This window comes from Segatella copri (assembly GCF_002224675.1).
In the GTDB taxonomy this organism is placed as follows: Bacteria; Bacteroidota; Bacteroidia; order Bacteroidales; family Bacteroidaceae; genus Prevotella; species Prevotella copri_U.
In genome coordinates, this window is the sequence record NZ_NMPZ01000003.1 from 136,742 (window position 1) to 149,123 (window position 12,382).

Consider the following 12,382-nt stretch of genomic DNA (forward strand, 5'->3'; position numbering starts at 1 on the left):
TGAGGATTTCCTTCGGGTGATTCCCCAAAAGAGTCTTACTCCTCAACAGGGCTGAAATCGTCCTTGCCTACTCCGCAGAGAGGACAAACCCAATCCTCAGGGATATCCTCGAAAGCTGTACCTGGAGCGATGCCACCCTCTGGATCTCCTACTTCTGGATCATAAATCCAACCACAAACGTCACATACATATTTCTTCATAATGTTTCCTTTCTTCTTTTTATATTAATAATCTTGTTCTTGTAGTCGTTATCAGACAAATACTGCTGTATATCTGGGAATATCCTATTGCTCAGATGTTTTGCTATACTTCTTTCTGACCGACAATGCAAAGATACAAATAGTTTTTCTAACTTCCAAATAAAATTGAATAAATTATAATTTTATTATATCTTTTAAATTCTGATAACATTGTGTTTTTCCCAAATTCCTCGTAAAACTGCTCCCTGATTTTCTCTAAGCTACCTCTAATCTTTCCCTAAAACTCCTTTCTTATCCCCATTCCTGGTCTTCCTTATCTCGCTGCAGGCATCTTTTTTATCCTATTATATAGAGTTTTTTGTGTTTTATCGCTTTGCTCTGAAAAAAAAGTTGTATATTTGCACCATCATAACTAACTATAACAATTTTATTATGGGAATAAAAATGAATTTCAAATCACAATTATGTGCCGCAATCCTTACTTTGGGTTGCTCTTGCCTTTCGGCTAATGCTATGGTTGCGAATGATGCTGCCAAGGAAAATAAGGCTCAGCATTATCAGCCATCTGCAGAAAACCTGGAATCCCGCAAGCAGTTCCAGGACGATAAGTTCGGTATCTTCCTGCATTGGGGATTGTACAGCATGCTCGCTACCGGCGAATGGACAATGACCAATAAGGACCTGAACTACAAGGAGTATGCCAAGCTGGCTGGCGGTTTCTATCCTTCTAAGTTTGATGCTGCCAAATGGGTGGCTGCCATCAAGGCTTCTGGTGCCAAGTATATCTGCTTCACCACTCGCCACCACGAGGGATTCTCTATGTTCAAGACCAAGTATTCTGATTATAATATAGTAGATGCTACTCCTTTCCGCCGCGACATCGTGAAGGAACTGGCGGATGAGTGCCACAAGCAGGGCATCGCTTTGCACCTTTATTACTCTCATATCGACTGGTATCGTGAGGATGCTGTTTGGGGAAGAACAGGTAGAGGTACCGGCCGCCCTAACCCAAAGGGTAACTGGAAGAGCTACTATCAGTTTATGAACAACCAGCTTACAGAACTTCTTACCAACTACGGTAAGGTGAGATGTATCTGGTTTGATGGATGGTGGGATCAGGATCAGAATCCTAACTTCGATTGGCAGTTGCCAGAGCAGTATGCGCTTATCCATCGCCTGCAGCCAGGCTGCCTGATCGTAAACAACCATCACTCTTCTCCTTTCGAGGGTGAGGATGTTCAGGCTTTCGAGCGTGATCTTCCTGGAGAGAATAAGGCAGGATTGTCGGGTCAGGACATCAGTCGCCTGCCTCTTGAAACCTGCGAGACCATGAACGGCATGTGGGGTTATAAGATTACCGACCAGGATTATAAATCTACCAAGACTTTGGTTCATTACCTGGTGAATGCAGCTGGTAAGAATGCCAACCTGCTGATGAACATCGGCCCTCAGCCAGATGGTGAGCTTCCAGCAGTAGCATTGGAGCGCCTGGCAGAAATGGGAGAGTGGATGAAGACTTACGGTGAAACTATCTATGGTACCCGCGGTGGCATCGTGGCTCCTCACGATTGGGGTGTTACTACCCAGAAGGGCAATCGTCTCTTCGTTCATATCCTGAACCTGAAGGATAAGAGCCTCTTCCTGCCTCTCGGAAACAAGAAGGTGAAGAAGGCTTTCGACTTTGCCAGCAAGAAGCCGGTGAAGATTCAGAAGTGCGAAGGCGGTGTGCTCCTGAATCTCGGTGAGGTTCCTACAGAGATGGATAAGGTTGTGGAAATCGCACTCTAAGATTGTGTGAATATTATATTGGAAAAGTGTCGTAATCTCCTGAAATATTGGAAATTGCGACACTTTTTTGTTTTGTGGAAAAACGCTATCTGCGTTATCGGAAACAATCCTTTCTTATTATCGGAAAAATCTTTTTCGTTATAGAAAAATCCTATCCCAAAAGGTTGGCGATGGTTTGCTTTACTCTTTCTGCAGAAGTAACAGGAGAGTTGCTTTCATCAGCACCCTCGGCACCCATATACACGTTGGTATTGAGCTGCTTCATCTTGCTCGGCACGTTGACTCTTGCCGAGAAGTGATATTCGTGAATACCGGTAGCATCGAAGATGGTGCGGATGTTATCCTCGTTTACGCCACATCCGGCAAGGAGGATGATTCGTCCGGCTGCTGCCTGCTTGAGCTCTGAGAGAAGCGCTACGCCTTCTACTGCCTTAGGCTGCTGACCCGATGTAAGGATACGGTCGCAACCCAGGGAGATGATGTCTTCCAAGGCTTTCTGAGGGTTGGCAGCTCGGTCGAAGGCCCGGTGGAAAGTAACGCTCATCGGCTTCAGTTCATTGCCGCCTTTCGCCAGTTCCACGAGTCGGCGGTTCGCCTCCATATCCACTTCTCCATCCTCTGTGAGGCATCCTATCACTACGCCATCAACGCCCAGTTTTCTGCAGAGGCGGATATCCTCCTCCATGCGTTCAATCTCCAGAGGGGTATAGAGAAAATCGCCACCACGAGGGCGGATGATGACGTGGAGCAAGGTCTTATCCAACAACTTTCGGGCAACCTTTATCTCGCCATACGATGGGGTAGTACCACCCTCAGGTATGCCTGCACACAATTCCACACGATTGGCTCCACCTTCCTGCGCAGCCAGACAGCTCTCTACGCTGTTGGCGCATATTTCAAACTTAAAATCGTCTCTGTTCATAGTTTCTATTTTTCTTTCTATTTAGTTATTTGATTATTACTAATTTTTACTCTTTTTACTTGAATTCTCAATATTTGCTGCAAAGATAACATTTTTTCTTTTGGGGATGGCTATTATTTCGAAAAAAAACATTATTTTTGCAGAAAGTTTGTAACGTAACATCAATATATTAACTGGAATATAATAAATATAATTAAAAAGCTAACTAACAATGAGAAAGTTTTTAGTAATGTTCGCCATTACATTCTTAGCCTCTTGGCAGACAATGTTGGCAGCAAACGGCCACTTCATTACCGATGCAGCTTATCGCACGAAAGTGGAAACGGCCTTCAAACAGAAGGTAAATCTTGTAGGTAAGCAGTTTTATGACCAGAAGATGCTCAAGCAGCAGAAAGCTACAGCCGATGAGCAGGGAGCCTTGCAGTTCCTCTATGCCTACATGCCTGTGGCTGATGTAACCGACTATCCTACCAGCTTCTTCCTGGAGAATGTGCGCACCAGTTTCGAGGCACGCCAGCAGATGGCTTGGGGAAACAAGGTGCCAGAGTTGCTCTTCCGCCACTTCGTGCTCCCTGTGCGCATCAACAATGAGAACCTGGATAATTCGCGTATGGTATTTTTCAAGGAATTGAAGGAGCGCGTAAAGGGTATGGGTATGAAGGATGCTATCCTCGAAGTAAACCACTGGTGCCACGAGCTGGTAACCTATCAACCATCCGATGGCCGTACTTCGGCTCCTCTTTCTACCATCCGTTCGGCTTACGGCCGCTGCGGTGAGCAGAGTACCTTTACGGTAGCTGCCCTGAGAGCTATTGGCATTCCTGCCCGCCAGGTTTATACCCCACGCTGGGCACATACCGATGATAACCACGCCTGGGTAGAGGCTTGGGCAGATGGTACCTGGTATTTCCTGGGAGCCTGCGAGCCGGAAGCTGTACTGAACCTGGCTTGGTTTAATGCTCCTGCATCCCGTGCGATGCTGATGCATACTAAGGCGTTTGGTGACTACAATGGTCCTGAGGAGGTAATGCTCCGCACTTCCAACTATACCGAGATCAACCTCATCGACAACTACGGTTCTTCTGCCCGCATCGATTTCGAAATCGTAGATGCAGCAGGCAATCCTGTAGATGGTGCCAAGGTGGACTTCAAGATCTACAACTATGCAGAGTTCTGCACCGTAGTAACCAAATATACAGGTGCTGATGGTGCCACCTTCCTTTCTGCCGGCAAGGGCGATATGATGATCTGGGCATCCAAGAACGGCAAGTATGGCTTTGCCAAGGCATCTTTCGGCAAGGACAAGAAGGTAGTGGTTCGTATGGATCATCAGGTAACTGTACCTGGCGCAGAGCAGAAGACCATCCTCTTCCGCGATTCCTTCGATATCGTTCCTCCTCCAGAGCATGCCAACATCCCAGAGGTTTCTGCCGAGGCAAGAGCCAAGAACCTGGAGCGCTTTGCCTACGAGGATTCTATCCGCCATGCCTATCTCGCTACCTTCTACAACAAGGAGAGTGCATTGCAGGCTCTGAAGGATAATGGTCTTGCTGCAGGTTCTGAGGAGAATACCCAGAAGATGGTGAAGTATCTGGTAGGTTCAAGCGGTAACCACCGTGTTATCCTCACCTTCCTAAAGAATCACAAGGACCGTATCGACCGTGCCATCAAGCTGCTCGGTACCTTGAGTGCCAAGGACTTGAGAGATATGCAGATGGATATCCTGGAAGATAACTTCAATGCCAAGAGCGATCAGCTTTCTCCTCGCGTGGAAAACGAGATGATTATCACCCCATTCAAGAAGTTCTTCGAGAAGGAGTTTGCCAAGCAGCAGGTAGCCTTTAAGAACAATCCTAATCTCCTGGTAGAGTGGGTGAAGAAGAATATCCGCATCAATCCAGACCTGAAGGCTCTGCAGATTGCCCAGACACCTATCGGCGTATATCGTTCACGCCTTACAGACGCCCGCTCTCGCAAGGTATTCTTCGTAGATGTAGCCAGAAGCTTGGGCATCGAGGCTCAGGTGGATGAGGTGACCAAGAAGACTCAGTATAAGAATGCCAATGGTGGCGAATGGATTGACGTAGATTTCGACAATGCCGTGCAGAAGGCTTCTGCCACGGGCAAGTTCGTGATGAACTATAAGGATAACGGTGCTGTGGATGATCCTAAGTACTACAGCCATTTCACTATCCATCGCATCAACCCTGATGGTTCTACCTCTCTCCTGGAGTATCCTGAGGAGGGTTGTACCTGGAGCGGTACCTTCAAGAACGGTGTAGATCTGGATGAGGGCGACTATGCCCTGGTATCAGGTACCCGTCTTGCCAACGGTGGTGTGCTGGCAGAGATGCAGCTGTTCCATGTAAAGCAGGGTGCTACTACCCAGGTGGATATGAACCTGCGCAGTTCTGAGACGGAGATTACCGTAAAGGGTAACTTCAATTCAGAATCCAAGTTCATCCTCTTGCCAAGCAATCAGGAGGTTAGCCTTTTGAGCCAGACAGGTCGCGGCTACTTCGTAACAGGTATGATCGGTGTAGGTCAGGAGCCAACCAACCACGCCTTGAAGGATATCGCCAAGGTGGCACAGGTATTCGAGAAGTGGGGTCGCCCTATCGTTATTCTCTTTGAGGATGAGGCATCTGCCAAGAAGTTCAGAATCTCAGAGTTCCCTGGTTTACCAAAGAACATCATCTTCGGTATCGACAAGGATGGTTCCTGCCGCAAGGAGATGGTGGAGAACATGAAGCTTCAGAACAAGAACCTGCTTCCTATCTTCACGATTTCTGATACCTTCAACAGAGTGGTATTCCTCTCTCAGGGTTATACCATCGGATTGGGTGAGCAGCTGGAATCTGTGATCAAGAGATTATAAAAGCTGAGCGTTTCAGCGTTTCACTTGAAAATTCGATATTCGATATTGCTGAGCGTTTCACTTCATTTTACGCTAGTACTTTTTGCGTGAGAGATAGTGCAAACACCATATAAAAATAAAAAGCCCAGAGCATTCCGCCCTGGGCTTTTATTTTTCTGTTATTTCTTTACGGAGATGGTCTTGATTTCTACCTGCATATCCTTATCGGCTGTACGGTTCTTGGTAAGCCACTTCTGGAAATCCTCGTACTTCAATTCTCTAGGCAAACCGGCTACGGCATTGTCTATCGCCTTGACGAATGGGTTTGGCGAACTGATTACATAGATATAATTCGTTTCTGCCGCCTTTTCGCAGGTCATGTTATATTCATCTACGTCTGCCGGCTGAAAGAGCGGTGCAGCCGTCTTGGAATTGAAAAATACGTATCTTGTGTTGGCATCTACCCTCACCTTGCCATCCTGCGATGACTGATAAGGCAGGAGACAGTAGGCATTCTTGCTGTCATCTATCAGATAAACGGCTACGTATCCCTTGGTAGATGACTGGTAGGAGAGATAGAGATCGTCGCCACTCTTGAAGTTGTCGCTTTCGAATCTGTCTTCTGTACCGTTTCTCAGAATCTTGGCCACGAAACTGTTCTGTGTGGCAACCAGCTCCCGTGCCTTTCCGCTTACCGAGCATTTCACCACCAGCATGCCCTGTTCGTAACTGATCTCATACTTAGGTTCGCCGATGGTTTCCAGCCATTCACCCTTTACGTCGCTGCTGCTCAGCGAGGTGAAATCCGTCTGGGTAGAGCCGTTGGTATTGTTCATCAGGGTAGCGTTATGTTGCGCCACCACGGTGCCGAACTCATCGCCCAAGGCTTGAATCTGCGCTCTGCTCAGAGCCGTCTTCTTGGCTTGCTCCAGCGAAACGTTTTCCGGTGCATGGTAGATGTATTCTCCGTGCACTTTCCTGGTGCGCTGGGCATAGCTGGTTGTAGCTACGCCCAGGAACATCAGAATCATCACAAAAATGTAGTGTCTCATCCTTGCTGATTTTTATGTTATTCTTATTTCAGTTTCAGCTCTTTCCAGCCTGCTGCAAGCGAGGTAGAAGGAGTGGCAGTAGGAGTCTGAACCTTGCGGTTGATAACCACTGACTGCTGCTTCACATTCTCAGAGATGTAGCTTTCAAGTTCGCCGAGGCTTACATCACCCTTGGTTTCCTGGAGTTTCTTCAGGAGATAGTAGGTGAAGAGGCCATGACCCTTGGCTGAGTATGGGAATGCAGTTTCATCGCCCGATGCAGCACTGAATACCACCATGTTGCCACGTGGATCTTCCTGCTTAGCCTTCAGCGCTACGCCACGGGCAGAAGCCAGCATACCTTCCTCGCGCTTCGAGCCGCTGAAGCAGGCATCCAGGAACACCACAATCTCCTTTGCCTTGGTAGAACCCAACTCGGCATAGAGCTTGTTCAGAGAGTAGCAACCCTCTGTCTGCGTGCCGTCGGCATCGGTAGGAAGCAGGTAGGCATCCTTCGTAGATTCGTTAGGAATACCATGACCGGCATAGTAGAATACGATGTTGATGTCGCCGTTGAATGCGCTGGCGATATTCTTGATATCGCGCATAGCGCGGAGCATCGTACCGTATGAGGCATCAGCATAGTAACGCACGTTTTCTGCCGGCATGCCCAGTGTCTTCTCGCAGTACTTGGAGAAGGCAAGACCATCGTTCAGAGCCAGTGGTACGCCTGCTACATTGCTGTAGTTCTGGTTGGCGATGACCACGGCAAAGGTCTTGGTGTTGCTGGTTGGATTCTCAGGGATATTCTCATCCACATCCGATGTTCCCAACTTCACGTTCTGCTGCTGTACCATCTGCTTGTTTGCATTCTCGTTGGATGCCAGCATATTGGCGGTGATAGGGTCGAAGTGTACCTCTACGTTGGTGGCGGTATAGTTGAGCGCTGCTGCGTTGTCGTACTGATACTGCTTGCCCGAAGGGGTGATGATGGTAAGCTTGGCGAGTGCCAGGTGATCCTTGTCGATGAAGTACTGTGGATCCTTAAACTGCATACCGTTCCAGTTGGAAGCGAAGATGCGTGCCTCGTTGTTGGCTCTTGGCACCGGTACGATCATCTCGCCGAGATTAGGCGATGTTACCAGGAATACCTCGTGGTCGGCATCGTATGGCTTCAGTTCCAGATGGCGCAGGTTTACTCTCGATTCGTACTTGCTGATGTATTCCTGCTGCGCAAGTCGCTGCATCTCGGCAATCTTGGCATCTCGGTTCTTCTCGGTCATACGGGCGCGATACTCATCCAGTGTCTCGTAGCTGTCCTTCTTCTGCCATTTGTCGATGCGGTTTTCGATGAATGGAATGGCAAAGGCAGAGTAAGCTGGGATTCCCTTCTCCTCTGCAGCACTCTGGTCGTTGCTTAGTGTCTGTGTCTGAGGTGCAGCGGCAGCGATGGTTGGCTTTACCTCGCCATTGAACTCGATGAGCTGAGGAATCACGTTCGACTCGATCTTACCGCCTCCGAGCGAAGCCAGCTTGTTGTTGATGATATTGAAGTTTTCCTTATCACCTACACACTTGTATGCGATGGCGAGTGCCTGGGTGTATTTCAGCGAAAGTGGGTCGCTGATGATGATGTTCTTGATGTGACCGATAGAATAGGTGAAGTAATCCTTATATACGCTTTCCAGGTCCTTGATGTGAGGATCGTTTTCCTTGAGTTCCAAAGCCTGATTATAGTTTTGCACACCTATGTTATAGTTGTTGATAGCCAGGTGTTTCAATACATCAAGAGCCTTTGGATGAGCTACTTGCAGTTTCTTGTAGATATCGAGCGCCTGCTCGAAATGATGGCCTTCCTCATAGAGTTTACCCTGGATGTTGAGAAGGGTCTCATCGTCTGGGCGGAGGGCAAGACCCTTGCCTACGAACTTCTGGAGATTGGCATTATCCTTGTGGTCGATACACAGATTTACTGCCGACGAAATGATGTCATAGTCGGTAGGATAGTTATCAGATGCCTGTTCGAGAGTGATGACGGCAAGCTGATATTTATTGGATTGTGCGCAAGCCTTGATGAGGTTGACGAATACCGATTTACGGTACTTCTCGTCACCCGAACGGAGATATGCTTGCAGGTATGGAATAGCTTCCTCATACTGGCGGCGGTTTACCAGATTGGCTGCCGCAAAGTAAGAGAGCTGTGAATAGGCATTTTGAGAGGTGTAACCACCATCGGCAAAGTCGGATAAGCCGACCACATCCACGTAGGCGCGTGCAAACTTGATGGCGTTTCCTGTGCTCTGGTTGTTACTGTTATAGGCAGCGGCATTAGGCAGGAAAGCAATGATATTCTTCATGTTGGCCATCGCCTGTGAATATTCGGCACTCGTCTTCTCAGAGTGGGTAATGATGGCGTAAGTTGCCGTATAGCAACGATATAGCGCGTCGTACATCTGGGATTTGTCCTCGTCCTTATTGGCGAGCTGAACAAACTCTCTGTAGGCGTCGTTAGAGTCAGTTATCGTCTGGGCAGCCAGTTTGCTGCCCGACGATAAGAGTAAAATAGATATTGCAATAAATACTTTCTTCATTATAGAATCCATCAATATTAGAATACATCAATAAAGGTGAACTTCACGCCGATTCGGCGGTATTCTCCACCCTTGTTCTCAGATACTTCGATATAAGTATCATAAGAGGTCTTCATCTTCTGGAGTGCTGGGATATTCTTCTCGATATAATCCTTCACACCCATGGCACGCAAGTAAGCCAGCTGATCGTTCTCGCCGATACCGGTAGATTTGGTTACGGTGATATTGCTCAGTTCGCCGTTCTTGTGTACTGGTTCCTGCTCGAAGTCGCCATAGCAGCCATCGTATGCCACAGTGCGACTGAATGGCAAGGCATCTGCCATACCGGTAATCTGGATCTTCACCTGCTTGCCCTCTGCGGTATACTTGGCGAAATCTTCCTCCAAAGCCTTCTTCACGATGGCGAGCATTGCCTGAGCGGCATTGGATTCTTCTACCTTGAAGCGACCTGGTGCAAAGTCATCCTTGGCAGAGTACTCCTCATCTACAGTATAAGATACATCTACATCATAGTTGAAGATGTTCTTACCTGATGCATCGGTGGCGTTGGCTACCTTGGTGTGTACATCAATCTTGGTATGATCGGAGATGATGTTCTGCTCCTGGGCATTCTTCATGATCTTGTTCTTGATTTCCTCAAGCTTCAACTCTTCCATCTTGGCACCCTGAAGCTGCTCGAATGGTACGAAGTTGTCGTCTGACTCCAAGAATGCCAATGACTTACGCTCGGTGTTGTCGAACACGTATTTCTTACCGGTCTTCTTGTTAATAACCTCGGTATATACAAGCTCGAACTCATCCTTGTCGTTCAATCCATACTGGGTATTGGTGAATTCCAGGCTTCCTGCATCCATGCCTTCCAATTCGCTTACAGGTACTGTCAAGTAGATGCTTGGCATGTTGTTGAATTCCAGGGTCAACATATTCATATCTGAGTTATAGTTACCGAGCTTTACGTCGGATGTGGTGAGGAGATTATCTGCCATGTTGGTAGCAATCTGTGACTCGAAGAGGCGCATCTGCTTCAATCTTGATTCCTCGTTCACACGGGCATTGTAGTCGTCAAGGCTCTCGCCTTCCATACGCTTCATCCACTCATCCATGCGGCTGTTCAACTCATTCTTCAGCTTCTCCTGACGGTTAGGACTCAGGAATCCTACCGGGGTAAAGACGATTCCGCTGGTATAGTTGTGTACCAAGTAGATATCATTCTTCACGTTCTTTGAGAAGTTGATGTACTTGATTCCGCCTTCCTTGGCATCCACGTACTGGCGGTCGTCCTCATTGAGCAGGTTGATGAAAGCCACACGCTGGTCGCCTGTTACGATAGCCAGATACTTGTTTTCTGGGTGGAAGAAGCATCTTTCAGCGATACCCATGGCATCGAAGTGCTTGCTCACGGTGAAAGTCTTGGTATCATATACATCGCAGGTTCCGTCTGCTGTGAGAACTGCCATCTGCTTGCTGTTGCTTGAGAAGGCTACGTCCTTGAAATCTGCCTTGAGCGGAAGGGTCGTGCGCACGGTTTCGTTCTCCAGGTTGATGATCTGAAGCTTATCCTTGGTGCTGGCGATGAGGAAGAATCCGTTAGGGCTTGCATCGAGGCGGGTAGCTGGTTCGTTGATGGCGAAACTCTTCACCTCGCGGGTCTTGCGGGTTTCAAAGATGTGGATTTTGGAATCAGATCCCATCACGTAGAGGAACTTGGCGTTTGGTGAATAGCAGATAGCCAGTGGCTTAAACAGCTTGTTGGTCGTAATCTTGCCCAATTGCTGATCCTTGGTTATCAAACTAAATACATCTACGGTATTCTTGTCTTTCTTGCTGTCGATGAAGGCATACGAACTGCCGCTTGGGTTGATGGTAAGTGCATTGATGCGATTACCGGTGTACATCAGGTAGTTACGCATGTTATAGATTTCCTTGCCATTGTAGTAGTAGTAGCCACTGTAGTAGTTGGCAAGTCCATCTGGTACCTTATCGAATTTTACCTTGATTTCGTGCAGCTGCTTTTTCTCAGCCTCCTGTGCAGAGAGGCTGAGTGCAGTGCATCCTAACAGGCAAACAATTGCCAATGTAGTCTTTTTCATGTGACTTTGCAAATATTATTTTGTTCCCAATACGTTATCAAGCTTCTTGTGCAGCTCCGCACTCTCGTTTTCGAGGCTCTGGCGGATGGCATTCTTGGCTGCAGCCTTAGCCATGGCTCCATTGTATGCGATGCGGACGAGTACTTCCTTGTTCTTGTTCTTCAAGGTACGGTAGCACTCCATGACTGTGATGGTTCTGCCGATGCTCTGTACGATGAGGCTCTTGCTGGCCATGATACTCTTGGTAACGGTAACTGCTTCTTCCATGGCAAGCTGCTGGGTAGCTACAGAGTTGTCGATAAGACCTGAAACTTCTGTCTGAATCTGAGCTGCAAGGTTCTGCTTGGCCAGTTCCATGGCTTGCATCTTGGCGCCGTCATAGTTCTCACCGATACTCATGGCTTCACCCATGATGTACATTGGGTACATGGATTCGTCATACTGATACTGCATAGCGTATGACTTATCCAACTGCTTTTCCAGTGGGAGTGCACCAGGAGCTGTCTGCCAGCCTTCTTTCTGAAGCTTCTTGGCTTCTTTCTTAGCAGCCTTTGATGCTTTCTCGTTGAGTTCAGACTTAGATGCCTTGAGCATCTCCAAGCGTTCTTTTCTTAAGTCCTTAGCATTCTGTGCCTGGGCAAATGAACTGATAGGTGCTGCCGTCAGGCAAAGCAAACCTACAAGAAAAAATAGATGTTTCATAAGCTTTGATTTTTTTTATATTATCGTTTCTTTTTCTATGCAAAGGTAGGGAAAAAAAGCCAATGTCTGTTGGTTCATTTTGGTTCAATTCTCCTTGCCTTACCTATACTTGATAGATTTCTGCTACAAATATACAAAAAAATAATAAAAGAATCTCATAAACCTATAAAAAAAGCCGCAAATGGCTCGTTTTTTACCATT

General features: G+C 47.5%; 8 protein-coding genes. 2 read left to right on the top strand and 6 right to left on the bottom strand.

The window, feature by feature from the left end:
* Positions 1 to 35 precede the first annotated feature (35 nt).
* Positions 36 to 200, bottom strand: a complete 165-nt coding sequence (rd, locus tag CFT61_RS03340) for a rubredoxin (RefSeq protein ID WP_089543065.1) — start codon at positions 198 to 200, stop codon at positions 36 to 38.
* Between the two features lie 513 nt (positions 201 to 713).
* Between rd and CFT61_RS03345 the strand changes: the two genes are divergently transcribed.
* On the top strand, positions 714 to 1,988 hold the full coding sequence (locus tag CFT61_RS03345; RefSeq protein ID WP_089543066.1) for an alpha-L-fucosidase: 1,275 nt from the start codon (positions 714 to 716) through the stop codon (positions 1,986 to 1,988).
* A gap of 151 nt (positions 1,989 to 2,139) precedes the next feature.
* Here CFT61_RS03345 and CFT61_RS03350 read toward each other — a convergent pair whose 3' ends face one another.
* Positions 2,140 to 2,910 (bottom strand): copper homeostasis protein CutC, encoded by a 771-nt coding sequence (locus CFT61_RS03350; protein WP_089543067.1) that lies wholly within the window; start codon positions 2,908 to 2,910, stop codon positions 2,140 to 2,142.
* 211 nt (positions 2,911 to 3,121) lie between these two features.
* Between CFT61_RS03350 and CFT61_RS03355 the strand changes: the two genes are divergently transcribed.
* Entirely contained in the window at positions 3,122 to 5,788 is a 2,667-nt protein-coding gene (locus tag CFT61_RS03355) for a transglutaminase-like domain-containing protein (RefSeq protein ID WP_089543068.1), read from the top strand.
* A gap of 158 nt (positions 5,789 to 5,946) precedes the next feature.
* Here CFT61_RS03355 and CFT61_RS03360 read toward each other — a convergent pair whose 3' ends face one another.
* Genes CFT61_RS03360 through CFT61_RS03375 form a run of 4 tightly spaced genes read right to left on the bottom strand, consistent with a single transcriptional unit; the run spans position 5,947 to position 12,181 of the window.
* Positions 5,947 to 6,819 carry a DUF4384 domain-containing protein gene (locus CFT61_RS03360; RefSeq protein ID WP_089543069.1) on the bottom strand — a complete coding sequence of 291 codons (873 nt, stop codon included), beginning with the start codon at positions 6,817 to 6,819 and terminating at the stop codon, positions 5,947 to 5,949.
* A gap of 23 nt (positions 6,820 to 6,842) precedes the next feature.
* Positions 6,843 to 9,389 carry a caspase family protein gene (locus CFT61_RS03365; protein ID WP_176425485.1) on the bottom strand — a complete coding sequence of 849 codons (2,547 nt, stop codon included), beginning with the start codon at positions 9,387 to 9,389 and terminating at the stop codon, positions 6,843 to 6,845.
* 17 nt (positions 9,390 to 9,406) lie between these two features.
* Positions 9,407 to 11,479, bottom strand: coding sequence for a WD40 repeat domain-containing protein (locus CFT61_RS03370; RefSeq protein ID WP_089543071.1), 2,073 nt, complete (start codon positions 11,477 to 11,479; stop codon positions 9,407 to 9,409).
* Between the two features lie 15 nt (positions 11,480 to 11,494).
* Positions 11,495 to 12,181 (bottom strand): hypothetical protein, encoded by a 687-nt coding sequence (locus CFT61_RS03375; RefSeq protein ID WP_089543072.1) that lies wholly within the window; start codon positions 12,179 to 12,181, stop codon positions 11,495 to 11,497.
* Positions 12,182 to 12,382: the final 201 nt, after the last annotated feature.

Coding starts and splice junctions, on each gene's coding strand:
- CFT61_RS03365 (WP_176425485.1), bottom strand. CDS start 9,389: ATGAAGAAAGTATTTATTGCAATATCTATTTTACTCTTATCGTCGGGC.
- CFT61_RS03370 (WP_089543071.1), bottom strand. CDS start 11,479: ATGAAAAAGACTACATTGGCAATTGTTTGCCTGTTAGGATGCACTGCA.
- CFT61_RS03375 (WP_089543072.1), bottom strand. CDS start 12,181: ATGAAACATCTATTTTTTCTTGTAGGTTTGCTTTGCCTGACGGCAGCA.
- CFT61_RS03360 (WP_089543069.1), bottom strand. CDS start 6,819: ATGAGACACTACATTTTTGTGATGATTCTGATGTTCCTGGGCGTAGCT.
- CFT61_RS03350 (WP_089543067.1), bottom strand. CDS start 2,910: ATGAACAGAGACGATTTTAAGTTTGAAATATGCGCCAACAGCGTAGAG.
- CFT61_RS03355 (WP_089543068.1), top strand. CDS start 3,122: ATGAGAAAGTTTTTAGTAATGTTCGCCATTACATTCTTAGCCTCTTGG.
- CFT61_RS03345 (WP_089543066.1), top strand. CDS start 714: ATGGTTGCGAATGATGCTGCCAAGGAAAATAAGGCTCAGCATTATCAG.
- rd (WP_089543065.1), bottom strand. CDS start 200: ATGAAGAAATATGTATGTGACGTTTGTGGTTGGATTTATGATCCAGAA.